Annotated in this window: 26 protein-coding genes; 15 read left to right on the top strand and 11 right to left on the bottom strand. The window is 59.6% G+C overall.

Annotated elements, in window-relative coordinates:
- The first annotated feature begins 283 nt into the window (after positions 1-283).
- The 5 genes from glnA (at position 284) to ntrC (ending at position 5,864) form a co-directional block, all read left to right on the top strand.
- Positions 284-1,690, top strand: coding sequence for a glutamate--ammonia ligase (glnA, locus tag AC3IUE_RS01745; RefSeq protein WP_046045568.1), 1,407 nt, complete (start codon positions 284-286; stop codon positions 1,688-1,690).
- 298 nt (positions 1,691-1,988) lie between these two features.
- Positions 1,989-2,498 carry a DUF4124 domain-containing protein gene (locus AC3IUE_RS01740; RefSeq protein ID WP_489265214.1) on the top strand — a complete coding sequence of 170 codons (510 nt, stop codon included), beginning with the start codon at positions 1,989-1,991 and terminating at the stop codon, positions 2,496-2,498.
- On the top strand, positions 2,495-3,115 hold the full coding sequence (locus tag AC3IUE_RS01735) for a DUF4124 domain-containing protein (RefSeq protein ID WP_489265212.1): 621 nt from the start codon (positions 2,495-2,497) through the stop codon (positions 3,113-3,115). The genes AC3IUE_RS01740 and AC3IUE_RS01735 overlap by 4 nt, the downstream gene beginning before the upstream one ends.
- Before the next feature lie 230 nt (positions 3,116-3,345).
- Positions 3,346-4,431: a nitrogen regulation protein NR(II) gene (gene glnL / locus AC3IUE_RS01730; RefSeq protein ID WP_489265210.1), complete on the top strand. Its 1,086-nt coding sequence runs from the start codon at positions 3,346-3,348 to the stop codon at positions 4,429-4,431.
- Complete coding sequence (ntrC, locus tag AC3IUE_RS01725) at positions 4,428-5,864, top strand: nitrogen regulation protein NR(I) (RefSeq protein ID WP_046052178.1); 1,437 nt, start codon at positions 4,428-4,430, stop codon at positions 5,862-5,864. The genes glnL and ntrC overlap by 4 nt, the downstream gene beginning before the upstream one ends.
- A gap of 552 nt (positions 5,865-6,416) precedes the next feature.
- On the opposite strand, the gene AC3IUE_RS01720 is transcribed toward ntrC, so the two are convergent.
- Positions 6,417-6,857, bottom strand: a complete 441-nt coding sequence (locus AC3IUE_RS01720; protein ID WP_095127554.1) for a hypothetical protein — start codon at positions 6,855-6,857, stop codon at positions 6,417-6,419.
- On the opposite strand from AC3IUE_RS01720, the gene AC3IUE_RS01715 reads away from it, so the two are divergent.
- A complete protein-coding gene (locus tag AC3IUE_RS01715; protein ID WP_007949025.1) occupies positions 6,856-7,311 on the top strand; it encodes a tRNA (cytidine(34)-2'-O)-methyltransferase in 456 nt (151 codons plus the stop codon). The genes AC3IUE_RS01720 and AC3IUE_RS01715 overlap by 2 nt on opposite strands.
- A 132-nt stretch (positions 7,312-7,443) precedes the next feature.
- On the opposite strand, the gene secB is transcribed toward AC3IUE_RS01715, so the two are convergent.
- Genes secB through AC3IUE_RS01700 form a run of 3 tightly spaced genes read right to left on the bottom strand, consistent with a single transcriptional unit; the run spans position 7,444 to position 8,646 of the window.
- Positions 7,444-7,935: a protein-export chaperone SecB gene (gene secB / locus AC3IUE_RS01710; RefSeq protein ID WP_027922165.1), complete on the bottom strand. Its 492-nt coding sequence runs from the start codon at positions 7,933-7,935 to the stop codon at positions 7,444-7,446.
- Between the two features lie 41 nt (positions 7,936-7,976).
- Entirely contained in the window at positions 7,977-8,231 is a 255-nt protein-coding gene (grxC, locus tag AC3IUE_RS01705; RefSeq protein WP_008149430.1) for a glutaredoxin 3, read from the bottom strand.
- A gap of 1 nt (position 8,232) precedes the next feature.
- On the bottom strand, positions 8,233-8,646 hold the full coding sequence (locus AC3IUE_RS01700; protein WP_033058272.1) for a rhodanese-like domain-containing protein: 414 nt from the start codon (positions 8,644-8,646) through the stop codon (positions 8,233-8,235).
- A 153-nt stretch (positions 8,647-8,799) separates the two neighbouring features.
- Between AC3IUE_RS01700 and gpmI the strand changes: the two genes are divergently transcribed.
- The 5 genes from gpmI to AC3IUE_RS01675 all read left to right on the top strand — a co-directional run bounded on the left by gpmI (position 8,800) and on the right by AC3IUE_RS01675 (position 14,929).
- On the top strand, positions 8,800-10,329 hold the full coding sequence (gpmI, locus tag AC3IUE_RS01695; RefSeq protein WP_489265207.1) for a 2,3-bisphosphoglycerate-independent phosphoglycerate mutase: 1,530 nt from the start codon (positions 8,800-8,802) through the stop codon (positions 10,327-10,329).
- Between the two features lie 252 nt (positions 10,330-10,581).
- Entirely contained in the window at positions 10,582-11,880 is a 1,299-nt protein-coding gene (locus tag AC3IUE_RS01690) for a murein hydrolase activator EnvC family protein (protein ID WP_056745475.1), read from the top strand.
- A 31-nt stretch (positions 11,881-11,911) separates the two neighbouring features.
- The gene (locus tag AC3IUE_RS01685) at positions 11,912-13,231 is read left to right on the top strand and encodes a S41 family peptidase (RefSeq protein WP_056745477.1); all 1,320 of its coding nucleotides are present in this window, start codon (positions 11,912-11,914) and stop codon (positions 13,229-13,231) included.
- 1 nt (position 13,232) lies between these two features.
- Positions 13,233-14,015, top strand: a complete 783-nt coding sequence (locus AC3IUE_RS01680; protein WP_489265205.1) for a divergent polysaccharide deacetylase family protein — start codon at positions 13,233-13,235, stop codon at positions 14,013-14,015.
- A gap of 104 nt (positions 14,016-14,119) precedes the next feature.
- Positions 14,120-14,929 carry a trypsin-like serine peptidase gene (locus AC3IUE_RS01675; protein WP_489265203.1) on the top strand — a complete coding sequence of 270 codons (810 nt, stop codon included), beginning with the start codon at positions 14,120-14,122 and terminating at the stop codon, positions 14,927-14,929.
- 431 nt (positions 14,930-15,360) lie between these two features.
- Here the strand turns inward: AC3IUE_RS01675 and AC3IUE_RS01670 are convergent, their stop codons facing one another.
- From AC3IUE_RS01670 to AC3IUE_RS01640, 7 genes are all read right to left on the bottom strand, one after another.
- On the bottom strand, positions 15,361-16,116 hold the full coding sequence (locus AC3IUE_RS01670) for a substrate-binding periplasmic protein (RefSeq protein ID WP_462000490.1): 756 nt from the start codon (positions 16,114-16,116) through the stop codon (positions 15,361-15,363).
- Between the two features lie 78 nt (positions 16,117-16,194).
- Complete coding sequence (hisF, locus tag AC3IUE_RS01665; protein ID WP_329513889.1) at positions 16,195-16,965, bottom strand: imidazole glycerol phosphate synthase subunit HisF; 771 nt, start codon at positions 16,963-16,965, stop codon at positions 16,195-16,197.
- A gap of 9 nt (positions 16,966-16,974) precedes the next feature.
- The gene (gene hisA, locus AC3IUE_RS01660; RefSeq protein ID WP_033058290.1) at positions 16,975-17,712 is read right to left on the bottom strand and encodes a 1-(5-phosphoribosyl)-5-[(5-phosphoribosylamino)methylideneamino]imidazole-4-carboxamide isomerase; all 738 of its coding nucleotides are present in this window, start codon (positions 17,710-17,712) and stop codon (positions 16,975-16,977) included.
- 42 nt (positions 17,713-17,754) lie between these two features.
- On the bottom strand, positions 17,755-18,012 hold the full coding sequence (locus AC3IUE_RS01655) for a DUF2164 domain-containing protein (RefSeq protein WP_008024930.1): 258 nt from the start codon (positions 18,010-18,012) through the stop codon (positions 17,755-17,757).
- A complete protein-coding gene (hisH, locus tag AC3IUE_RS01650) occupies positions 18,013-18,651 on the bottom strand; it encodes an imidazole glycerol phosphate synthase subunit HisH (protein ID WP_489265200.1) in 639 nt (212 codons plus the stop codon).
- Positions 18,651-19,244: an imidazoleglycerol-phosphate dehydratase HisB gene (hisB, locus tag AC3IUE_RS01645; protein WP_003218037.1), complete on the bottom strand. Its 594-nt coding sequence runs from the start codon at positions 19,242-19,244 to the stop codon at positions 18,651-18,653. The genes hisH and hisB overlap by 1 nt, the downstream gene beginning before the upstream one ends.
- Positions 19,245-19,536: 292 nt before the next feature.
- Positions 19,537-21,201, bottom strand: a complete 1,665-nt coding sequence (locus tag AC3IUE_RS01640) for an OFA family MFS transporter (RefSeq protein WP_056745487.1) — start codon at positions 21,199-21,201, stop codon at positions 19,537-19,539.
- 220 nt (positions 21,202-21,421) lie between these two features.
- Here AC3IUE_RS01640 and AC3IUE_RS01635 point away from each other — a divergent pair, with 220 nt between their 5' ends.
- From AC3IUE_RS01635 to AC3IUE_RS01620, 4 genes are all read left to right on the top strand, one after another.
- Positions 21,422-21,826, top strand: a complete 405-nt coding sequence (locus AC3IUE_RS01635; RefSeq protein WP_223433224.1) for an acetyl-CoA sensor PanZ family protein — start codon at positions 21,422-21,424, stop codon at positions 21,824-21,826.
- Positions 21,827-21,904: 78 nt separating this feature from the next.
- Entirely contained in the window at positions 21,905-24,130 is a 2,226-nt protein-coding gene (locus AC3IUE_RS01630) for an AsmA family protein (protein ID WP_489265197.1), read from the top strand.
- Positions 24,127-25,194 (top strand): A/G-specific adenine glycosylase, encoded by a 1,068-nt coding sequence (gene mutY / locus AC3IUE_RS01625; protein WP_046045553.1) that lies wholly within the window; start codon positions 24,127-24,129, stop codon positions 25,192-25,194. The genes AC3IUE_RS01630 and mutY overlap by 4 nt, the downstream gene beginning before the upstream one ends.
- The gene (locus AC3IUE_RS01620) at positions 25,191-25,463 is read left to right on the top strand and encodes an oxidative damage protection protein (RefSeq protein ID WP_008149405.1); all 273 of its coding nucleotides are present in this window, start codon (positions 25,191-25,193) and stop codon (positions 25,461-25,463) included. Before mutY ends, AC3IUE_RS01620 begins: the two co-directional genes overlap by 4 nt.
- The last annotated feature ends 31 nt before the right edge of the window (positions 25,464-25,494 follow it).

Here is a 25,494-nt window from a genome sequence, read left to right as displayed (position 1 = left end):
AGCGGAAATTGCTCAAGGTTTAACCAGTTAATGTGCAGAAGGTTTTGCGCGCACCAAAACAGGTCATTTGTTGAATTTGACGCTACATTACGGGGCGCTATTTCCAGCTTTGCTGCGCTTTGCACCTTTATAAGCGTGAAATTGGGGCAAAAAACCCATGGTGGGGCACTGGCATGCAATTTGCTCCCTTGTGAGGCAGGTTGCCTTGGCAGAGTATTCGCGCCGGCATCACCCACATTCTAAGGGCATCCACTACTAAGCCCGAAGCCACCCGGAGGACACTATGTCGAAGTCGGTTCAACTCATCAAAGATCATGACGTCAAGTGGATTGATCTGCGCTTCACTGACACCAAAGGCACTCAGCACCACGTGACCATGCCGGCTCGCGACGCGCTGGATGAAGCTTTCTTCGAAGAAGGCAAAATGTTCGACGGTTCCTCCATCGCTGGCTGGAAAGGCATCGAAGCCTCCGACATGATCCTGATGCCGGACGACAGCACTGCCGTTCTCGACCCGTTCACCGAAGAGCCAACCCTGATCCTGGTTTGCGACGTGATCGAGCCTTCGACCATGCAAGGCTACGACCGTGACCCACGTGCGATCGCCAAGCGTGCCGAGGAATACCTGAAGTCGACCGGTATCGGCGACACCGTATTTGTTGGTCCAGAGCCTGAATTCTTCATCTTCGACGAAGTGAAGTTCAAGTCCGATATCTCCGGCTCGATGTTCAAGATCTACTCCGAACAAGGTTCGTGGATGTCCGACCAGGACGTGGAAGGCGGCAACAAAGGCCACCGTCCAGGCGTCAAAGGCGGCTACTTCCCGGTTCCGCCGTTCGACCACGACCACGAAATCCGTACCTCCATGTGCAACGCCATGGAAGAAATGGGCCTGGTCATCGAAGTTCACCACCACGAAGTGGCAACTGCTGGCCAGAACGAAATCGGCGTGAAGTTCAACACCCTGGTTGCCAAGGCTGACGAAGTTCAAACCCTGAAGTACTGCGTACACAACGTTGCTGATGCATACGGCCGCACCGCGACCTTCATGCCTAAGCCTCTGTACGGCGACAACGGTTCGGGTATGCACGTTCACCTGTCTATCGCCAAAGATGGCAAGAACACCTTCGCTGGCGAAGGCTATGCCGGCCTGTCCGACACCGCTCTGTACTTCATCGGCGGCATCATCAAGCACGGTAAAGCGCTGAACGGCTTCACCAACCCGTCGACCAACTCCTACAAGCGTCTGGTCCCAGGTTTCGAAGCCCCAGTAATGCTGGCCTACTCGGCTCGCAACCGTTCCGCTTCGATCCGTATTCCTTACGTGTCCAGCCCTCGCGCTCGCCGTATCGAAGCTCGCTTCCCGGATCCAGCAGCTAACCCGTACCTGGCCTTCGCTGCCCTGGTAATGGCCGGCCTGGACGGTATCCAGAACAAGATCCACCCTGGCGACGCTGCTGACAAAAACCTGTATGACCTGCCGCCTGAAGAGGCGAAAGAGATCCCACAAGTTTGCGGCAGCCTGAAAGAAGCCCTGGAAGAGCTGGACAAAGGTCGTGCGTTCCTGACCAAAGGCGGCGTTTTCAGCGACGACTTCATCGACGCTTACATCGCTCTGAAAAGCGAAGAAGAAATCAAAGTACGTACCTTCGTACACCCACTGGAATACGAGCTGTACTACAGCTGCTAATCCAGTAGCGCCTGCGCAAGCGGCGTGACAAAAAAGAGGCCTCCTTCGGGAGGCCTTTTTTGTGGGCGCGATTCAACGGCCGACGACGTCCCCTGTGGGAGCGAGCCTGCTCGCGATAGCATTCGTTCATTCAACATTGATGCTGGATGATCCGCCGCCATCGCGAGCAGGCTCGCTCCCACAGGGGTTATGCGGTGTTTGGGAGATTTGGTAAACCATGCCCAAATGTTAACCACTTGGGCTAACCGGCGCCCCTGACCTATGCTGCAACCCAACGCCTTCGCTTCCGGTCAATTTTATGGGTCGTGGTTTTCTACTGATGTTGCTGTTGATCGCCCTGCCCGTCGCAGCGCAGATCTATAAGTACACCGACGCCGACGGCAACACCGCCTACAGCAATCAACCGCCCGATGGCGTGAAGGCTCAGCCAGTCGAGTTGCCACCGCTTAACAGGGTTGAGCCTCAAGCCCCTTCTGCACCACCTGTCGAAGCCACCAGCCGCGAACAGCCGCGCAGCGCTTACGAGGTGCTGGAGTTGACCAACTTACCCACTACCGAAGCGCTGCGTGCCAACAACGGCACCTTCACCGTCAACGTGTTGATCAAACCCCGCCTGCAAGGCCCTCATCTGCTCAGGCTGTTGCTGGACGATCAACCTTACGGCCAGCCGAGCAACGTGCCGATCCTGCAACTGGTGAACGTCGATCGCGGCGAACACAGCCTCGCGGTGCAGGTGATCGATGGAGAGAACATCGTCCAGCAAAGCCCTACCGTGACGTTCACCGTGCAACGGGTGCATAAGCCGTGAGGCTGTGGTTGCTGATCGCATGCTTGATCGCCCTGCCGGTGACGGCCGAGGTGTTCACCTACGTCGACGCCCAGGGTAATCGGGTCTACACCGACCAGCCAGGCTCCGGCAACGCCAAGCGCGTGCCTATGGCGCCGAGTAACCGCATGTCCGCCAACCCTGGCGGCGCAGCACCGGTAATAACTGGAAAGAAGACCGAAACAAAACCACTGTTCCACTACGACCTGCTGAGAGTCCTGGTGCCGGAGCCAGACGCCACGGTGCGCAGCAGTGCTGGCGAGATTATCGTCAGCGTCACCAGCGAACCCGGCCTGCAGCGAGGCCATCGCTACCAACTGTTGCTCGACGGCCAACCCACCGCAGCACCCGGCCTGAGCCCAGTATTTGCCCTGAGCAACATCGATCGTGGCAGCCATAACCTCTCCGTGGAAATCCTCGACGAGCAGGGCCGCACGGTCGAGCGCACAGCCAACCAGCCGTTCCACATGCTGCGCATCTCCCTCGCGCAGAAGCGTCAGGTCAAACCCTGCGCCCCTGCCGACTACGGCCAACGGCCGGAGTGCCCGCTCAAAGACAAACCCGTAGAAGAAAAAAATCCCTTCCTGCGCTTCTTCTAACGCCGTTCAGGTTTGCGCACTATATTGGTGCAATTGGTTGCACCGTACTCACATTCCAACCCATTTTGGTTCGAAAGTACCCGTCAAAGCTGGCAGAACGCCACGCAAACGAGCGTCAAACGCCCGTTTCAGGCCTTAAACGCTTCTTTTCGGAGCCTTGGTTTGGTTTTTGCATTTTCCTCGTATCAGCGCTTTATTCATGCGCGCGCCCTGCTCCAAAAGAGGTCCTGATGACCATTAGCGACGCACTGCATCGATTGCTACTCGACAACCTGACCACCGCCACCATTCTGCTCGACGCCGAACTGCGCCTTGAGTACATGAACCCGGCAGCGGAGATGCTCCTGGCCATCAGCGGTCAGCGTAGCCATGGGCAGTTCATCAGCGAGTTGTTCACCGAATCCGCTGAGGCGCTGAACTCCCTGCGCCAAGCGGTCCAGCAGGCGCACCCGTTCACCAAGCGCGAGGCGATGCTCACCGCCCTCACCGGCCAGGCGCTGACCGTCGACTACGCGGTAACGCCCATCCTGGCCAACGGCGCCACGATGCTGCTGCTGGAAGTCCACCCCCGTGACCGCTTGCTGCGGATCACCAAGGAAGAGGCGCAGCTGTCGAAGCAGGAAACCAGCAAGATGCTGGTGCGCGGCCTCGCTCACGAAATCAAGAATCCTCTCGGCGGGATTCGCGGCGCGGCGCAATTGCTTGCCCGCGAGCTGCCGGAAGAAAGCCTGCGCGACTACACCAACGTGATCATTGAAGAGGCCGATCGCCTGCGCAATCTGGTCGATCGCATGCTCGGTTCCAATAAGCTGCCGTCACTGGCGATGTGCAACGTCCACGAAGTTCTGGAACGCGTTTGTCATCTGGTGGAGGCCGAAAGCCAGGGTTGCATCACTTTGGTGCGCGACTACGACCCGAGCATTCCCGACGTATTGATCGACCGCGAACAAATGATTCAGGCCGTGCTGAACATCGTGCGCAATGCGATGCAGGCCATCAGCAGCCAGAACGAGCTGCGCCTTGGCCGCATCAGCCTGCGCACCCGCGCCATGCGCCAGTTCACCATCGGCCACGTGCGCCATCGCCTGGTGACCAAGATCGAAATCATCGACAACGGCCCGGGCATTCCCGCGGAGTTGCAGGAAACCATCTTCTTTCCCATGGTCAGCGGCCGCCCGGACGGTACCGGGCTGGGCCTGGCCATAACCCAGAACATCATCAGCCAGCACCAGGGCCTGATCGAATGTGACAGCCATCCAGGCCACACCACCTTCTCGATCTTTCTGCCACTGGAACAAGGAGCCACATCGACATGAGCCGTAGTGAAACCGTGTGGATCGTCGATGACGACCGTTCTATCCGTTGGGTCCTGGAAAAAGCCTTGCAGCAAGAAGGCATGACCACGCAAAGCTTCGACAGCGCCGATGGCGTGATGAGCCGCCTGGCGCGCCAGCAGCCGGACGTGATCATCTCCGACATTCGCATGCCGGGTGCCAGCGGTCTGGACCTTCTGGCGCGGATTCGCGAACAACACCCACGGCTGCCGGTCATCATCATGACCGCTCACTCCGATCTGGACAGCGCTGTCGCGTCCTATCAGGGCGGCGCGTTTGAATACCTGCCAAAACCGTTCGACGTCGACGAAGCGGTGTCGCTGGTCAAACGCGCGAACCAGCACGCTCAGGAACAACAAGGCCTGGAAGTCCCGGTCGCCTTGACCCGCACCCCGGAAATCATCGGTGAAGCACCGGCGATGCAGGAAGTGTTTCGCGCCATCGGGCGCTTGAGCCACTCCAACATCACTGTGCTGATCAACGGTGAATCCGGTACCGGTAAAGAGCTGGTGGCGCACGCGCTACACCGTCACAGCCCTCGCGCGGCTTCGCCGTTCATTGCGCTGAACATGGCGGCGATCCCGAAAGACCTGATGGAATCCGAGCTGTTCGGCCATGAAAAAGGCGCGTTCACCGGCGCGGCCAACCTGCGTCGCGGGCGCTTTGAGCAGGCTGACGGCGGCACGCTGTTCCTCGATGAAATCGGCGACATGCCGGCAGACACCCAGACTCGTTTGCTGCGGGTGTTGGCGGACGGCGAGTTCTATCGCGTTGGCGGCCATGTGCCGGTGAAGGTCGATGTGCGAATCATCGCCGCGACTCACCAGAATCTGGAAACCCTGGTGCACGCCGGGAAATTCCGTGAGGACTTGTTCCACCGCCTCAACGTGATCCGCATCCACATTCCACGGCTGTCGGACCGTCGCGAAGACATCCCGACGCTGGCCAAGCATTTCCTCAGCCGCGCCGCGCAAGAACTGGCGGTGGAGCCGAAGCTGCTGAAAAGCGAAACCGAGGAATACCTGAAGAACCTGCCGTGGGGCGGCAACGTCCGTCAGCTGGAGAACACCTGCCGCTGGATCACGGTGATGGCTTCGGGTCGCGAAGTGCATATCAGCGACCTGCCGCCGGAGCTGCTGAACCTTCCGCAGGACTCGGCGCCGGTGACCAACTGGGAGCAAGCGCTGCGCCAGTGGGCTGATCAGGCGTTGGCTCGCGGTCAGTCGAGCCTGCTGGACAGCGCTGTACCGGCGTTCGAACGGATCATGATCGAAACCGCCCTCAAACACACCGCCGGCCGCCGCCGCGATGCTGCGGTTTTGTTGGGTTGGGGGCGTAATACCCTGACGCGCAAAATCAAGGAATTGGGGATGAAGGTTGATGGTGGGGATGATGATGAAGGGGAAGAAGGATAAGCAGCCTTAAGCTCTTCGCTGACCGTTAGATCCAATCGCGAGCAGGCTCGCTCCCACAGTGGATTTTGGGTGCTTCACAATTTTGTGATCACCACTGAACCCTGTGGGAGCGAGCTTGCTCGCGATGTTTTTAGGGCCACCACGCACCGTGGTAATGCACCGTGAACCGCAATCGCGCACGGCAACAGATCCAAAACCCCGTCTGCGTTCGCAATCGAACCCCTATCGAGAAAACACGAAAGCCCCGGAATACGGGCCTTTCGACGTTTCAGCGCGACATTCTGTTTCAACTTGTTAAAACCTGGCACGCCCCCTGCAATAGTCCATTCAGTGATTCAGTTCACTACCCGGTTTCGGGGACCTTGGTACAGGCAGGCCGGGGATTCCCCTCTTTACATCGGGCTCACACCGCACAAGCGACGAGCCCAAGCAGTTTTGGGGCCCTTGATACAGGCAGGTCAGGGGTTCCTTCTTTACACCGGGCTCACGACGCAATGCGCGAGCCCTGCCGTTTTGGGAACCTTGGTACAGGCAGGCCGGGGATTCCCTCTTTTATTGCTCTCGGAGATGGATCTCCAGCCGCCAGCGGTCATCGACCTCACTACCGGCCCACTCGCCCTGCAGTGGCCGGGCAGCCACCACCGTCAGCAACAACCCCCCATCACTCAAACGCACCCGCCAGTTCACGTTCTTGTCGTTGAGCTTGAGCTGACCTTTCTGTGCCTTGCCTTCAGCCTCAAACAGCAACGCGAGGCTACCGTCGACGAACTCACCGTGAGCCTTGGGTTCGTTGTTGAACCACACGACCAACCCGTCGTTCGTCACCTCGACCTGCTGCAATTCACTGGGGTCGGGCGTGGTCAGGCGACCGATCATCAGCCCCACCATCACCCCGACAATCGCCAGCGAAGCCATCACTCGCGGGAATAGTTTCGAACGGTTGTCCACGGGCGGCGTAGAATGCCGCTCATCTTTACCTTCGGAGCCGTGCATGTTTCACGTCATCCTTTTCCAACCAGAAATTCCGCCGAATACCGGCAACGTTATCAGGCTGTGCGCCAACAGTGGCTGCCACCTGCATTTGATCGAACCGCTGGGCTTCGAGATGGACGACAAGCGTCTGCGCCGGGCCGGCCTCGATTACCACGAGTATGCCACCCTGCAACGCCACGCAGACCTCGCCAGCTGTCTGGAAAGCCTCGGTCATCCTCGGCTGTTCGCCTTCACCACCAAGGGCTCGCGGCCGTTCCACGATGCCAGCTTCGCCGAGGGCGATGCGTTCCTGTTCGGCCCGGAAAGCCGTGGTTTGCCGGCCGAAGTACTCGATGCCCTGCCCGGCGAACAGCGCCTGCGCCTGCCGATGCGTGAAGGCTGCCGCAGCCTGAACCTGTCGAACACCGTGGCGGTTGCCGTGTACGAAGGCTGGCGCCAGCTGGGCTTTAAATAACACCGCATAACAAATGTGGGAGCGAGCCTGCTCGCGAAAGCGGTGAGTCAGACGACATTGATGTCATCTGACACTCCCTATTCGCGAGCAGGCTCGCTCCCACATTGAAATTGCTTTGGTGCTTAAAACCGCTTATTGAACGGTTGGGGTTTCGCCAGCCGCCTGCATGCGTTGCAGCTCTTGTGCGTACAGCGCGTCGAAGTTCACCGGGGCCAGCATCAGGGCCGGGAACGAACCACGGGTGACCAGGCTGTCCAGGGTTTCGCGAGCGTACGGGAACAGGATGTTCGGGCAGAACGCGCCGAGGGTGTGGCTCATCGAAGCGTCGTCGAGGTTCTTGATCAGGAAGATCCCGGCCTGTTGCACTTCAGCAATGAACGCCACTTCGCCGTTTTCACCGTTCTTCACGGTAACCGACAGGGTCAGTACGACTTCGTGGAAGTCGCCTTCCAGAGCCTTTTGACGGGTGTTCAGATCCAGACCGACGCTCGGTTCCCACTGCTGGCGGAAAATGGCCGGGCTTTTCGGGGCTTCGAAGGACAAGTCACGTACATAGATGCGCTGCAAGGAGAATTGCGGTGCGGTTTCTTCTTCGCTAGCTGCAGTGTTCTGTTGGTCAGTCATCTCAGATCCTTTCTGATCTTGGGGTCTTATAGGGAAGGCATTCAGGCCTTGAGCATCGCGTCGAGCTTGCCGGCGCGCTCAAGGGCGAACAAATCATCACAACCACCCACGTGGGTGCTGCCGATCCAGATCTGCGGCACGGACGTACGTCCGGCCTTCTGAGCCATGGCGGCACGCACCTGCGGCTTGCCATCGACCTTGATCTCTTCGAAGGCCACGCCTTTGTTCTCGAGCAGGTACTTGGCTCGCGAACAGTAAGGGCAGTAATCGCTGGAATAGACGACGACGTTGCTCATATCACTTCACCAGAGGCAGGTTGTCGCCTTTCCAGCTGGAAATACCGCCGGAGAGCTTGGCGGCGGTGAAGCCGGACTTCATCAGTTCGCGGGCATGCGTGCCGGCGGTCTGGCCCATGGCGTCGACCAGGATGATGGTCTTGGCCTTGTGCTTTTCCAGTTCGCCGACGCGAGCGGTCAGTTTGTCGTGAGGAATGTTCACCGCGCCAACAATGTGACCGGCGGCGAAGTCCTTGGTCGAACGAATGTCGATCACAACGCCCGCGTCCTTGTTGACCAGCCCGGTCAGTTCACCGGTGCTCAGGCTGCGGCCGCCGCCTTGCATCTGATAGGCCAACAGCAAGGCCGCCAGTACGACGAAGATACCCACGAGAATGTAGTGGTTGGTGGCGAATTGAATCAGATGTTCAACCATCGAAGGAGGTTCCAGGGCGTTAAAATGTCGGCCAGTATACACAGCCACTATGGTGGGCCAAACCCCGTCCGGCGGTGACGCCGTCGGAACTTAGCTTTAAACTGCCACTCCCTTTTCCATCGCCCTCTTTTAACTCAGCCACGAGTGGAATCCATGACTACCACGCCTAAACCTTTGGTCCTGATTATTCTCGACGGCTTCGGTCACAGTGAGAGCCCTGAATCCAACGCCGTCTTTGCGGCGAAGAAGCCCGTGCTGGACCGTCTGTGGGCCACCGTGCCGAACGGCCTGATCTCGGGCAGCGGCATGGACGTCGGCCTGCCGGATGGCCAGATGGGCAACTCCGAAGTCGGCCACATGAACCTCGGCGCCGGCCGCGTGGTGTATCAGGACTTCACCCGCGTGACCAAATCGATCCGCGACGGCGAGTTCTTCGAGAACCCGACCATCTGCGCCGCTGTCGATAAAGCCGTCGCTGCCGGCAAAGCCGTGCACTTCATGGGCCTGCTGTCCGATGGCGGCGTTCACAGCCACCAGGATCACCTGGTTGCCATGGCTGAACTGGCTTTCAAGCGCGGCGCCGAAAAAATCTATCTGCACGCCTTCCTTGATGGTCGCGACACGCCGCCGAAAAGCGCTCAATCGTCCATCGAACTGCTGGATGCGGCCTTCCAGGCCCTCGGCAAAGGCCGGATCGCCAGCATTGTCGGCCGTTACTTCGCCATGGACCGCGACAACCGTTGGGACCGCGTGTCCCAGGCTTACAACCTGATTGTCGATGGCAACGGCGAATTCAACGCCGCCACCGCTCAGGAAGGCCTGCAAGCCGCGTACGAACGTGGCGAAAGCGACGAATTCGTCAAAGCCACCTCCATCGGCGAGCCGGTGAAAGTCGAAGATGGCGACGCCGTGGTGTTCATGAACTTCCGCGCCGACCGCGCCCGTGAACTGACTCGCGTATTCGTCGAAGACGATTTCAAGGAATTCGAACGTGCCCGCCAGCCGAAGCTGGCCGGCTTCGTCATGCTGACCCAGTACGCCGCCAGCATTCCCGCCCCATCGGCCTTCGCCGCGGGCAGCCTGGACAACGTGCTGGGCGACTACCTGGCGAAAAACGGCAAGACCCAGCTGCGCATCGCCGAAACCGAGAAGTATGCTCACGTGACCTTCTTCTTCTCCGGCGGCCGTGAAGAACCGTTCCCGGGCGAAGAACGCATCCTGATCCCGTCGCCAAAAGTCGCCACTTATGACTTGCAGCCAGAGATGAGCGCCCCGGAAGTCACCGACCGCATCGTCGATGCCATCGAAAACCAGCGTTACGACGTGATCGTAGTCAACTACGCCAACGGCGACATGGTCGGCCACAGCGGTGTGTTCGACGCGGCCGTCAAAGCCGTTGAATGCCTCGACCTGTGTGTTGGCCGCATCGTCGATGCCCTGGAAAAAGTCGGTGGCGAAGCGCTGATCACTGCCGACCACGGCAATGTCGAGCAGATGTCCGACGCATCCACTGGCCAGGCGCATACCGCCCACACCACCGAACCGGTGCCGTTCATCTATGTCGGCAAGCGTGTCTTCAAGGTTCGCGACGGCGGCGTGCTGGCGGATGTGGCACCGACCATGCTGATGTTGATGGGCCTGGAAAAACCGGCAGAAATGACCGGGACCTCGATTCTGGTGTAACTCAACCTTCCAAACACCACCAAACCCTGTGGGAGCGAGCCTGCTCGCGATAGCAATCTGATAGCCAACATCGATGTTGAATATTAGGACGCCATCGCGAGCAGGCTCGCTCCCACATTGGTTTTGGGTGGTTTGATAGAACAATTTTCTCCGCAACCCGGTCCAGTTATCACACAGCCCCAATTGGGCGTTTTTTTTGCAGCGCTTGGCGGGCATACTAGGCTGTCCCTTTCCCTGGTGTCGCCCGCCTCTATGCTTCGCGTCCTGATAGCCCTTGCTCTGACTTGCCTGCTCCAACCGGCCTTTGCTGACGAGCGCGCGCAAACCCAACAACAGTTGGACGCCACGCGTCAGGACATTGCCGAGCTGAAAAAGCTGCTGGGCAAGCTCCAGGAAGAAAAGTCGGGTGTGCAAAAAGACCTCAAAGGCACCGAAACCGAGATGGGCAAGCTCGAGAAGCAGGTCGATGCCCTGCAAAAAGAGCTGAAGAAAAGCGAATCCGAGCTGCAGCGACTCGATGCCGAGAAAAAAAAACTCCAGAGCGCGCGCATTGAACAGCAGCGACTGATCGCCATTCAGGCCCGCGCGGCCTATCAAAACGGCCGTCAGGAGTACTTGAAGCTGCTGCTCAACCAGCAGAACCCGGAAAAATTCGCCCGCACCCTCACCTATTACGACTACCTGAGCCAGGCCCGCCTGGAGCAGCTGAAAAATTTCAACGAAACCCTGCGCCAACTGGCCAATGTCGAAAAAGACATCGCCATGCAACAGGCGCAATTGCTGGTGCAGAAAAGCAGCCTCGACAGCCAGCGTGACGAACTCGACAAAGTCCGCAAGGAGCGCCAGCAAGTCCTGGCCAAGCTCAGCGACGACGTGAAGGCCCGCGATCAGAAGCTGGCAGCCCGCGAGCAAGATCAGGCAGACCTGTCTAAAGTCCTTAAAACCATTGAAGAAACCTTGGCCCGTCAGGCCCGAGAGGCAGAAGAAGCGCGGCAAAAAGCGCTGATCGCCCAGCAGGAAGCCGAAAAAAAGCGTTTACGTGAGGCTCAGGCTGCAGCAGATGCAGACGCCACTGATGCCCCACGCAAACCCGTTAAATCGACACCCGGCGCATTGGTTTCAAGTTCAGGCGAGACCTTTGGCGGCCCCTTTGCTTCAAGCCGGGGAAAACTTCCGTGGCCCGTTGATGGTCGACTGCTGGCACGCTTTGGCGAAACCCGTGGCGACGACGCCCGCACCAAGTGGGACGGCGTGATGATCAGCGCCTCCGCCGGCAGCCAGGTGCACGCCGTGCATGGCGGTCGCGTGGTGTTTGCCGACTGGTTGCGAGGCGCCGGGCTGCTGGTGATTCTCGACCACGGCAACGGCTTTTTGAGTCTTTATGGTCACAACCAGACGCTGCTCAAGTCTGCGGGTGATGTGGTTAAAGCCGGTGAGTCCATCTCCACTGTGGGTAGTAGTGGCGGGCAGGACACACCAGCGCTGTATTTCGCTATTCGTCAGCAGGGTCACCCGAGTGATCCAGCGCAATGGTGTCGCGCGCAAGGATAAGCACGCGACCTAATTCAGGAGTTCGTTCGACATGCTGCATTTGTCCCGCCTTACCTCGCTGGCCCTGACGATCGCCCTGGTGATCGGCGCGCCTCTGGCGTTTGCCGCTCAACCGGCCCCGGCTGTCGCGCCTGCGGGCACTGCTGCGACCACCAAGGCGCCGTTGCCTCTGGAAGAGTTGCGCACCTTTGCCGAGGTCATGGATCGGATCAAGGCTGCCTATGTCGAACCGGTGGACGACAAGACCCTGCTGGAAAACGCCATCAAGGGCATGCTCAGCAACCTCGACCCGCACTCTGCCTACCTGGGCCCGGAAGACTTCGCTGAATTGCAGGAAAGCACCAGCGGCGAATTCGGCGGCCTGGGCATCGAAGTGGGCGCCGAAGACGGTTTCATCAAGGTGGTTTCGCCGATCGATGACACCCCGGCTTCCAAGGCTGGCATTCAGGCCGGCGACTTCATCGTCAAGATCAACGGCCAGCCGACCCGCGGCCAGAGCATGACCGAAGCCGTGGACAAGATGCGCGGCAAGATCGGCCAGAAAATCACCCTGACCCTGGTGCGCGACGGCGGTACACCGTTCGACGTGACCCTGGCCCGCGCCATCATTCAAGTGAAAAGCGTGAAGAGCCAGCTGCTGGAGTCCGGCTACGGCTACATCCGCATCACCCAGTTCCAGGTCAAGACCGGCGACGAAGTCTCTAAAGCCCTGGCCAAGCTGCGCAAGGACAACGGCAAGAAGCTCAAAGGCATCATCCTCGACCTGCGTAACAACCCGGGCGGCGTGCTGCAAGCGGCGGTGGAAGTGGTCGACCACTTCATCACCAAGGGCCTGATCGTTTACACCAAGGGCCGTATTGCCAACTCCGAACTGCGCTTCTCCGCCACCGGCAAAGACGAAAGCGAAGCCGTGCCAATGGTCGCGCTGATCAACGGCGGCAGCGCCTCGGCGTCGGAAATTGTCGCCGGTGCCTTGCAGGATCAGAAACGCGCGGTGGTCATGGGCACCACCAGTTTCGGTAAAGGCTCGGTACAAACCGTCCTGCCGCTGAACAACGAACGCGCACTGAAGATCACCACGGCGCTGTATTACACGCCGAACGGTCGCTCGATCCAGGCTCAGGGCATTGTTCCGGACATCGAAGTGCGCAAGGCCAAGATCACCAACGAGCAGGACGGCGAGTACTTCAAGGAAGCCGATCTGCAAGGTCACCTGGGCAACGGCAATGGCGGCGCCGACAAACCGACCAGCTCCAGTGGCAAAGCCAAGGCCATGCCGCAGGATGATGACTACCAATTGGCCCAGGCCCTGAGCCTGCTCAAAGGGTTGAGCATCACCTCCGGCCGCTGAGATGCGCCTGCGGTTGCTCCTCGGTCTGCTGTGTTGTCTGGCGGGTGTTGCTCACGCAACGCCCGCTCCTCAAAAGGCCTACATCACTCTGATCATCGATGACCTGGGGCAGAACCTGCCCCGGGATCGCCGCGTGCTGGCCCTGCCCGGCCCGGTCACCACGGCGATCATGCCTGACACACCCCACGCCACCGAATTCGCCCGCGAGGCCCATCGCGCCGGCAAGATTGTCATCCTGCACATGCCCATGGACCCGGCCACCGGCCCGTTTGCCTGGCATCCCGAGCTGCCCATTGAAGAGCTCGAAAAGCGCCTGAACGCGGCGTTCAAGGTCGTGCCCTACACCGCTGGCATCAACAACCACATGGGCAGCCGCATGACCGTTCAGCAACCGGCCATGGCCTGGCTGATGGCGGACTTGCAGCGTCGGCACAAGTTCTTCGTCGACAGCCGCACCAGTGCGCAAACCGTGGCGGCCGCCGAGGCGCAGAAGATCGGTCTGGCGAGCGTTTCGCGGGATGTGTTCCTGGATGACGAGCCCACTGAAGCCGCGATTTTTACTCAGCTACAGACGGCTATCAGCCTGGCGCGCAAGCAGGGTTCTGCGGTGATGATCGGGCATCCGTATCCGCAGACATTAGCGGTGCTTGAACGTGAATTGCCCAAGCTCAAGGCTCAGGGCATTGACTGGATCGACATCAAACAGATGATCAGCGTGCGCGGCAATCGTGCAACGGCAGCGCACGGCAAGGATGGCCAGTACCGCCTCCCGACCGCTCGATAATTCCTCGCAGCCCACTCCATTTCACGATAACTATTTATACCTGCCGGTACACCGCCGCGTGCCACGATAGCGCTCACCCTGAATTTCATCCCCAAGGAATGGACATGAAATACCTCAGCTTCTTTTGCTTCGCCGGCCTGATTGGCCTGCTGGCTATTTCCGCCGTGCAGGCCCGCGATTTGGGCGAAGGCGCCGTCAACGACTCACCGTCAAGGGCACTGCAAAACAGCGAACATTTTTATGAAATCTGGAGCGGCGTGGGACGACTCAGTCTCCAATCGGGCGAGACCTGCAGCGCCGCTCTACTGGATACGCGAAACAGGCAAGGCCGAGCCACCGGCCCTGCTTACCTGCTCACCAGCGGTCATTGCGTGTTGTTTCAGTACGGTTCGGCGCGGACCCATCTGCCTTTGAAAGCCAGCGTCACCTTCCACTACTTTCATGACACGCCACAGCGTAAACGCCAATACGCCATCCGGACTGCCCGATGGAGCAGTCTGGTCGGGACCGATCTTGCAGTACTGGAAGTCGACGCAACATTGGCGTCGCTGATACAGGCCGGGGTCAACCCGCTCAAGCTGGCGTCCCATCAAACCAACGAGAGTCAAGATGCCCTTAACATTGGCGCGCCGAGCGGCTTTACCGAACAAGGGCTTCGATTGAGTGCCTGCGCTGAACAAACCGCCGGAACGTTCATCGATCACCCCGGGGTGTTCCCTTTGGCCATGAAAAACAGCTGCGACCTTCACCCTGGCAGCTCCGGTAGCCCGATGCTGAACCGCCGCACCAATGAAATCACCGGCATCGTCAGTAAAGTCGGGTCTCGCGCAATACCCCAGCGCCACCCGATTGTGAGCACTCGACGCCTTGCAAGGCCGCCCGTTTCAACTACAGCTACTCTGCCAACTTTCTAAACAACTGCTTTATTGATGGTGTCTTCACCAGCGATGGGGCGAACTGTTCGTTGGAGCCGGTCGAGCTGACTGTCACGGAGCCCTGGAAGCTCAAGTCATACGTTGATAGAACGCAAAACGCGGATGAGCAGATCGTATTGCCTACGTGGGACTTCAGGTTCTCCCTCGAGGCGCCCTTCTATCGCTACAAAACGGTCCATAACGCCAGGGACTGCAAAGCTTCCGACAATTACAGCGCCGCCATCAGCACTGAAGATGCTTACATCAATAGTGAAATCGGGCCACAAAGCGGCGCACATGCACTGTGCATTATCGGCGTCGCCTCAGGGGAACTGCAGCTGACAAGGGCGATGTTGAATAACGTGTTTACAAGTGCCGTGTACTTGAGCGCGACGCCGGCCGCTGCGTCTCAGGTTGTATCGAAGTGATGGTTACAGATACTTCGCCATGATGTCGTCCACCACGCCTTCCTTGCGTAGCTGATCCAGCGCGGCTTGCAGCTTGGCCACGACGTCATCCGGCACGTCCTTGTTCAATGCCAGATACAGCTCGGCGCTGTTAAATCGCAGCACGGTCTTGAGCCCGGTCACACCGTCCTGGCGCGCCAGATAGCGCCCGGCCGGATCACCCGTGGCCCACAGATCAATCTGGCCATTGACCAGCTTCTTCGCGTTGTCCTGATCACGCAGCACAACAATCGGCTTCAGCCCCTGCTTCGCCAATGTCTCGGCAATTGCATCGCCCTTGTAGGCGCCGATCTTGTATTTGCGCGCCTGCTCCAGCGACTCAAGGCTGATCTTGCTATCGGCCTTGGCCAGCATGATCCAGTCATCCGGCCCGATCGGGCCAACCCACTTGAACAGGTTCTCGCGGTCCGGCAACCGTGCCATCACAAATACGCCGTAACCGGGTTTCTCCAGGGCGAGCTTGTAGATTCGCTCCCAAGGGAAACGCAGCGTCAGGCTGTAGGTGACTTCGGCGCGTTTAAACATCTCGCGGACGATGTCCACCGCGATGCCATTGATGTTCTCGTCCTGAGCGAAGTTCTTGCCGTTCTTCGCCATGTTGTAGGGGGGGAAATTTTCAGTCAGCAACACCAGGCCGGTGTCGGGATTTTCTGCGGCATGTGCCCCATTGACGAGCAATAGAGAAGCACTGGCGAGGGCAAGAAGAAGGCGTCTAAGCATGTCTGGCTACCGAAATCCATGGCGTACCCAAGAGTGCCCTGAGCCCGCCATGATGTCCACTGGCCTGTATCGGTTTGTTTAGCGCATCACGATGCCGCGATGAGCCATGTAGGCCTTGGCTTCCTGCACGGTGTATTCGCCGAAGTGGAAAATACTCGCTGCCAACACTGCGCTGGCGTGGCCTTCGAGGATGCCGTCGGCCAAGTGCTGCAGATTGCCGACGCCGCCGGAGGCGATCACCGGGATACCCAGCGCATCGCTGATGGCGCGGGTAACGCCCAGGTCGAAGCCGTTTTTCATGCCGTCCTGGTCCATGCTGGTCAGCAGGATTTCGCCGGCGCCCAGGCCTTCCATTTTCTTCGCCCATTCAACGGCGTCGAGACCGGTTGGCTTGCGACCGCCGTGGGTGAAGATTTCCCAGCGCGGGGCTTCGCCCGGGCCGGAGACCTTCTTGGCGTCGATGGCAACGACGATGCACTGCGAACCGAAATGCTGAGCAGCCTCACCAACGAATTCCGGGTTGAACACTGCAGCAGTGTTGATCGAAACCTTGTCCGCGCCGGCATTCAGCAAGTTGCGAATGTCCTGCACGGTTCGCACACCGCCGCCCACAGTCAGCGGGATGAACACCTGGCTGGCCATGCGCTCGACGGTATGCAGCGTGGTGTCGCGGCCGTCGACGCTGGCGGTGATGTCGAGGAAGGTAATTTCGTCGGCACCCTGCTCGTCGTAGCGACGGGCGATTTCCACCGGGTCGCCGGCATCACGGATGTTCTCGAACTTCACACCTTTAACGACCCGGCCGTTATCCACGTCCAGGCAAGGGATGATGCGTTTGGCCAGCGCCATGGTCAGTCCTCAGCCTTTGTACGAATCGCAGAAAGCTTGCGCTTCAGCGACATCGAGAGTGCCTTCGTAGATCGCCCGGCCGGTGATCGCGCCGATGATGCCTGGCGCTTTCGCGTCGAGCAGCGACTTGATGTCACCGAGGTTGTGGATGCCACCGGAAGCGATGACCGGGATCTTCGTCGCGGCGGCCAGCGCAGCGGTGAACGGAACGTTGCAGCCCTGCATCATGCCGTCTTTGGCGATGTCGGTATAAACGATCGCAGACACGCCGTCGGCTTCGAACTGCTTGGCCAGGTCGATCACCTGAATGGTGCTGATTTCAGCCCAGCCGTCAGTGGCGACAAAACCGTCTTTGGCATCCAGACCCACGATCACTTTGCCCGGGAACGCGCGGCAGGCTTCGGCGACGAAGGCCGGATCTTTCACGGCTTTGGTGCCGATGATCACGTAGCTCACGCCGGCCTTCACGTAGTGTTCGATGGTTTCCAGGGAACGGATACCGCCGCCGATCTGGATCGGCAGGTTCGGGTAGCGCTTGGCGATGGCGGTGACCACTTCGCCGTTGACCGGCTGGCCTTCAAAGGCGCCGTTCAGGTCGACCAGATGCAGACGACGGCAACCGCCCTCCACCCACTTGGCAGCCATGCTCACCGGGTCATCGGAGAACACCGTGGAATCTTCCATGCGGCCCTGGCGCAGACGAACACAGGCACCGTCTTTAAGATCGATAGCGGGAATAATCAGCATCTGGCAAACCTTCAAATTCGATTGTTCAGCTTCGCTCGAAAATCAGTTTTTCTCGAGCGCCCACAAGTCGCTTTCGATGCTTTCGAACCTCTCTTTGAGGTGCGTCTGCACATCGAAAATCGCCCTGTTGTAATAGTGCGGCGCAATTTCACGGGTAAACAGCTCAAGGATTTCAGCCGCTTCGAACGAACCCAGGTCCAGTTCGAAGCGATCTTCCATAAAGCGTTTGATCTTGTGATTGGCCTCGTTCTCCTGTTCGGGAGTGAGGGTCAGGATCGGCGGCTTCTTCTTGACGGCCATTTACCAGCGACCATCCCACGCGGCGAAGTTCTGCAGCAATTGCAGGCCATGGGTATGGCTCTTCTCCGGGTGGAACTGCACGGCGAAACGCGAGCCATCGGCCAGCGCGGCGGCGAAATCAACACCGTAGTGACCGCCACCCACCACTTGCCGCGCATTGCCGGCAGCGATGTAGTAGCTGTGCACGAAGTAGAAACGCGCCAGGTCCGGAATGTCGTGCCACAGCGGGTGACTCACCTTCTGCTGCACTTCGTTCCAGCCCATGTGCGGGACTTTCAGGTGTTCGCCGTCTTCGTGCAGGTCTTTGCCGAAAAACTTCACCGCGCCCGGGAACAGGCCGATGCAGTCAACGCCGTCGTTCTCTTCGCTGGTGTCGAGCAAGGCTTGCATGCCGACACAGATGCCGAGGAACGGGCGGTCCTGGCTGACTTCGCGCACCAGCGAGTCGAAGCCCAGGCGACGGATCTCCGCCATGCAGTCGCGAATCGCGCCGACGCCGGGGAAAACCACCCGGTCGGCTTCGCGAATCACATCGGCATCGCTGGTGATCAAGACCTTGCCGGCACCGACGTGCTCGAGGGCCTTGGCCACCGAGTGCAGGTTGCCCATGCCGTAATCGATAACCGCGACCGTCTGCATTACAGAACGCCTTTGGTCGATGGCATCTGACCGGCCATGCGGTCATCCAGCTCTACCGCCATGCGCAGGGCGCGGCCGAAAGCCTTGAACACGGTTTCGATCTGGTGGTGAGTGTTGGTGCCGCGCAGGTTGTCGATGTGCAGGCTGACGAGCGCGTGGTTGACGAAGCCCTGGAAGAATTCCTGGAACAGGTCAACGTCGAAGCCGCCAACGGTGGCACGGGTGTAGGGAACGTGCATCTGCAGGCCCGGGCGGCCGGAGAAGTCGATCACAACGCGCGACAGCGCTTCATCGAGCGGCACGTAGGCGTGGCCGTAGCGACGGATGCCTTTCTTGTCGCCGATGGCTTTGGCGAAGGCCTGACCCAAAGTGATACCGACGTCTTCCACCGTGTGGTGGTCGTCGATATGCAGGTCGCCCTTGCTGACAATATCCAGGTCGATCAGCCCGTGACGGGCGATCTGGTCCAGCATGTGCTCAAGAAAAGGAACACCGATATCAAATCGGGCCTTTCCGGTGCCATCCAGGTTGATCGAGGCTTTGATCTGGGTTTCCAGAGTGTCGCGCTCGACTGACGCCTTACGTTCGGCCATCACCAGCTCCGCAAAATCATTGGGCGAAAAAGGCAACCATTATAGGGGCGCGGGCGCCAAACAGAAACACGGGAGGTGATATGACTGACGGACTGACCCCCATGCTGTCGGGGATAGACATGTCCATACAAGCCATTTGTACACACCACAAAACAAATGTGGGAGCGAGCTTGCTCGCGATAGCGGTCTCACAGTCAACAAAGATGTCGAATGTGATGACCTCATCGCGAGCAAGCTCGCTCCCACAAGGTTCGATGCAATTCAGGACTTGCCAGGCAGGCCAGTTAGCACCTTAGTGGAACAGTACTGCCGTTTTCTGCAGGGTCACCCAAACACCCCACGCCAACGGAATACCCACCACCAGCCACGCAGCCACTGCCAAAGGCTTGGTACCCGCATTCGCTTTCCACTCCAATACGGTGCTGCTGTCAGCCCCCTTGTCGTGGCCCAGCGCCTGTTCGGCAGCCAGTTCAGCGTCGGTCATGAAGTACTTGTCAGCCACCGGACGCACCAATAGGTTGCAAATGAAACCCAGCACCAGCAGGCCTGCGAGGATGTACAGGGTGATGTCGTAAGCCGCGGCGCGTTCAACGCCGATGCTCAGCTGATACTCACGCAGGTAGTTCACCAACACCGGCCCCAACACGCCCGCCGCCGCCCACGCCGTCAGCAGACGACCGTGGATCGCGCCGACCATTTGCGTACCGAACAGGTCCGCGAGATACGCAGGGACAGTCGCAAAACCGCCGCCGTACATCGACAGGATGATGCAGAAGGCCGCTACGAATAGCGCAACGTTGCCCAGGTGACCGAGGTTCGGGATCAACGCGTACAGCGCAAAACCGAGCGCGAAGAACACGAAATAAGTGTTTTTGCGGCCCAGGTAGTCCGAGAACGAGGCCCAGAAGAACCGGCCACCGATGTTGAACAGACTCAGCAAACCGGTGAAACCGGCAGCAATCGCAGCGATCGAGGCCAGTTGCCCAGCGTCCAGTTGACCGAATGGCAGGTCCACACCGATCAATTTGCCGCCGAATACTTCCTGCAACAGCGGCGAAGCCATGCCGAGGATGCCGATACCCGCCGAAACGTTCAGGCACAGCACCAGCCACACCAGACGGAATTGCGGGGTTTTCCACGCCACGTTCACGTGGACGTGACGGTGGGTGATCATCGCGTTGGAAGCTTTCTTCGCCGGAGCGGTCCAGCCTTCAGGCTTCCAGCCGGTTGGCGGAACGCGGTAGGACAGTGCGCCACCGATCATGAACACGAAGTAGATCGCGGCCATCACCAGGAAGCTCTGCCATACGCCGACGCTGGTTGGCGAAGCGAAGTGGCCCATCAAGGCTGCGGCCAGCGGAGCACCGACCATCGCGCCACCGCCGAAACCCATGATCGCCATGCCGGTCGCCATACCGCGCTTGTCCGGGAACCACTTGATCAGGGTCGAGACCGGCGAGATGTAACCCAGGCCCAGGCCGATACCGCCAATGACCCCGGAGCCGATCCACATCAGCCATATCTGGTGGGTATAGACCCCCAGCGCTGAAATCAGCAGACCGCCACACCAGCACAGCGCCGATACAACGCCAGCCTTGCGTGGTCCGGCGTGTTCCAGCCAGCCGCCCCAAATGGCGGCCGAGCAACCGAGGAAGATGAAGAACAGGGTGTAGATCCAGCCGAGCATCGAGATCGGCCAGTCACATTGGGACGAGAAGACCTGCGAGATGAAGCTCATGTCCGGCGCACAGGCCACTGCCTTGGTCACGCCCAGGGCTTTGGACAGTGGCAACCAGAACACCGAAAAGCCGTAGGCCATGCCGATGCAGAGGTGAATGGCCAGGGCGGCCGGTGGTACCAGCCAACGGTTGAATCCGGGCTTGGCGATGATGCGCTCCTTGGACAGGAACGCGGGCTGGTCGGCTTTGAGGCCGTCCGCCGTGATGCTCGTGGTCATTGTGTATCCCCCAATTATTAGAATGGTTCGTCAGCGCTCCTCACCCCCAGCCTTTATGCGCACGCATGACTGTTTTTGAGGTGAAGCTCCATTTTGGTGCGACATCACGTCGCAGAAGGACGGACGAACCGGCAGAGGTTACCATCTGTACGTGACAGAAAAATCAAAGTGATATCACCTTTTGTATGTCATCAGTTCTCATACCACTGAAGGAGCCTTCATGCCGATCATTGTCGAGCCGTTGAACGAAGCCACTTATCAGGATCAGCAAGATCTGCAGAAGATCTACCGCGATGCACCGGACTGGCTGTTTGCCCCGTTTGCCGGAGATTTGCAGCTGATCGAAGCCTGCCTGCTGGACGGCTCGCTGATCGCTGGCCGCTTCAACGATCGGCTTTTGGGCGCGGCACGTCTGCAACGGCACTCGGATGTCTGGCATCTGTCCCAACTATGCGTACGAAAAATCACCCGTCGTCGTGGCGTGGCCGAGCGCCTGGTGAATGAAGCGCAGAAAATGGCGTCGCAAGCGGGTACGACATTGCGCTTGCTGGCGCCTGCCGGACATCTGGAGGCGCAAGCGCTGGCGGCCAAACTGAAAATACCGCTGGATGAGTTGCCGACGTGATCGCTGACCGGTCGTCCGCTGCGGAGCGCTATACTCCCCGGCTAAATTTCGAATTCGACTAACTACAAGGACTCGCCCATGAAAGCGTTCGGCAAAATCCTGGGTCTGGTACTTCTCGGGCTGTTGCTGATCATTGTGGCGCTGGGCTTTGCCCTGACCCACCTCTTTGATCCCAACGACTATAAAGACGAGATTCGCCAGATAGCCCGCGACAAGGCCCACATCGAGCTGACGCTCAATGGCGATATCGGTTGGAGCCTGTTCCCGTGGCTGGGCCTGGAATTGCACGAAGCCAGCGTCGCGACCCTGGCCAAGCCCACCGAGCCGTTCGCTGATTTGCAGATGCTCGGCCTGTCGGTTCGCGTGCTGCCGCTGCTGCGCCGTGAAGTGCAGATGAGCGATGTACGCGTCGAGGGCCTGAACCTGCGCCTGACCCGCGACAAGGACGGCCACGGCAACTGGCAAGACATCGGCAAGGTACCGGCGCCGGCCACACCGGCCACACCGCCCGCAACCACTGGCGAACCAGCGACCGAGACCACCGCCCAAGCGGAAAAACCGGCCCAGCCGATCCGCCTGGACATCGACAGCCTGACCGTCAACAACGCCCGCGTTGAATACAGCGACGAACAAACCGGCAAGCAATTCAGCGCCGAAAGCATCCAGCTGAGTACCGGGCCGGTGCATGACTCCACGAACATCCCGGTCAAACTCACCGCGTTCCTGGGCACCAACCAGCCTGTCTTGCGTGTCCGTACCGAGCTCAATGGCGAGCTGCGTTTCGAGCGCGCACTGCAGCGCTACAAACTCGAAGACATGAAACTCTCTGGCGAAGTGGCTGGCGATCCGCTGCAAGGCAAAACCATGACCTTCGCCGCCCAGGGCCAGTTACTGCTCGATAAAGCCGCGAACGTCGCCGAATGGACTGGCATCAAGATTTCCGCCAACCAACTGCGCGCATTGGGTGAACTGAAGGTCAACGACCTCGACAAAACCCCGCAAATCAGCGGCGGCCTGTCGATCGCCCAGTTCGATCTGGCGAAATTCGTCGACAGCATCGGCCAGAAGCTTCCGGCGATGGCTGACGGCAGCCTGAGCAAAGTCGAGTTAGTCAGCCGTCTGGCTGGCACGCCGACCAGCGTGGTGTTCGACAACATCAATCTGAAAGTCGACGACAGCACTTTCAGTGGCCGCATCGCCGTCGAGGACTTCGCCAAACAATCGCTGCGGGCGAACCTCAAGGCCGACACCTTCAACGTCGACCGTTATCTGCCACCAAAATCTGCCGAAGCCAACAGCGCGACGCAGGTGCGTCAGGCCGAAGTGGCCAGCACCGAAGCCGACGCCATGGCTGGCCCGGGCAACACCCCGCTGCCGCAAGCACCGACCAAAGACGCGTGGAGCAACGAGCGCCTGCTGCCGGTGGAACGCCTGGCCAAACTCGACGTAGACGCCGACCTCACCTTCGGTCAGTTGACCCTCGATAAATTGCCGATCCAGAACGCTGCGCTCAAAGCCACAGGCCAGGGCGGTCTGCTGACACTGGAAAGCCTTCGCGGCGACCTGTACGACGGCAACTTCGACGCCAAAGGTACGCTCGACGTGCGCCAACAAGTGCCAGCGCTGAACATGCAGTCGAGCATCAGCAAAGTACCGGTGGAAAAAATCCTTGAAAGCCAGGGTAAAAATCCACCGGTCAAAGGTCTGGTGACGCTCAACAGCAACCTGACCGGCAGCGGCAACAGCCAGAAAGCGCTGATCGAAACCCTCAACGGCAACGCCAGTTTCGTCATCAACAACGGCGTGCTGCTCAATGCCAACCTCGAGCAACAGCTGTGCAAAGGCATCGCCACCCTGAACCGTAAATCCCTCAGCGGCGAGCCACGGGGCAAGGACACACCGTTCCAGGAGCTCAAGGGCAACCTGACCTTCCGTAACGGCGTGGCCAGCAACCCGGACCTGAAAGTGCGCATTCCAGGCATGACCGTCAACGGCGACGGCGATGTCGATCTGCGGGTGCTGGGCATGGACTACCGCGTGGGCGTTATCGTCGAAGGCGACAAGAGCGACATGCCAGACCCGGCCTGCCAGGTCGGCGAGAAGTTCGTCGGCATCGAATGGCCGCTGCGCTGCCGTGGCCCGCTGGAACTGGGCGCCAAGGCTTGCCGCCTCGATAACGAACGCATGGGCCAGGTCGCGAGCAAACTGGCCGGCGAACGGATCGGTGAAAAAATCGACGAGAAGCTTGGCGACAAGGTCAGCCCTGAACTGAAAAACGCGTTGAAGGGGCTGTTCAAGCGATGAGAGCCGAGCAGTTTTCATCGGCGGTGCTGGACTGGTACGACCGCCACGGCCGCCACGATTTGCCCTGGCAACAAGGCATCACCCCGTATCGGGTGTGGGTCTCGGAAATCATGTTGCAGCAGACCCAGGTCAGCACCGTGCTGAACTACTTCGACCGCTTCATGGCCTCGTTGCCGACGGTCGAGGCCCTGGCCGCTGCGCCGGAAGACGAAGTCCTGCACCTGTGGACCGGTCTCGGGTACTACACCCGCGCACGCAATCTGCAGAAGACCGCGAAGATCGTCGTCGAGCAGTACGGTGGCGAGTTTCCCCGCGATGTGGAGAAGCTGGTTGATCTACCGGGCATCGGCCTGTCCACAGCCGGCGCCATCGCCAGCCTGAGCATGGGCCTGCGGGCGCCGATCCTCGACGGCAACGTCAAACGGGTGCTGGCGCGCTTTACCGCGCAAGAGGGCTATCCGGGCGAGCCAAAGGTCGCCAAACAGCTGTGGGCGAACGCTGAGCGTTTCACGCCGCATGATCGGGTCAACGCCTACACCCAGGCGATGATGGATCTGGGCGCCACGCTTTGCACCCGTAGCAAACCAAGCTGCCTGCTCTGCCCGCTCGAAAAGGGCTGCGAAGCGCACATGCTCGGCCTGGAGACGCGCTACCCGATCCCCAAACCGCGCAAAGCCGTGCCACAGAAGCGCACGCTGATGCCGATGCTCGCCAACGGTGACGGCGCGATTCTGCTTTACCGTCGCCCTTCCACGGGCTTGTGGGGCGGTCTATGGAGCCTGCCGGAACTCGACGACCTCGACGACCTGCAACATCTGGCTTCGCAGCATTCGCTGGAGCTGGGCAGCCAACAGGCGCTGCCGAGCCTGGTACACACCTTCAGTCATTTTCAGTTGTCCATCGAACCCTGGCTGGTTCAGGTCCAGGAGGCAGGCCATCACGTGGCCGAGGCCGACTGGCTCTGGTATAACCTCGCCACCCCGCCGCGCCTGGGCCTTGCCGCCCCGGTCAAAACCTTGCTCGAACGCGCGGCCGCCGTATTGAACGCAGGAGAGTCGTCATGACCCGCACCATCATGTGCCGCAAGTACAAAGAAGAATTGCCCGCCCTGGAGCGCGCTCCATTTCCAGGCGCAAAAGGTCAGGACATTTTTGACCACGTCTCGGCCAAAGCCTGGGCAGACTGGCAAAAGCACCAGACCCTGCTGATCAACGAAAAACGCCTGAACATGATGAACGCCGAAGACCGCAAATATCTTCAGGGCGAGATGGACAAGTTCTTTTCCGGCGAGGAATACGCCAAGGCTGACGGCTACGTTCCGCCGGCTGAATAATCCCGCTTTTTCGAGGGTCGGAACGTAAGCG

It is taken from the genome of Pseudomonas sp. GL_093, assembly GCF_057837605.1.
This window is presented reverse-complemented; position numbering and strand designations above follow the sequence as displayed.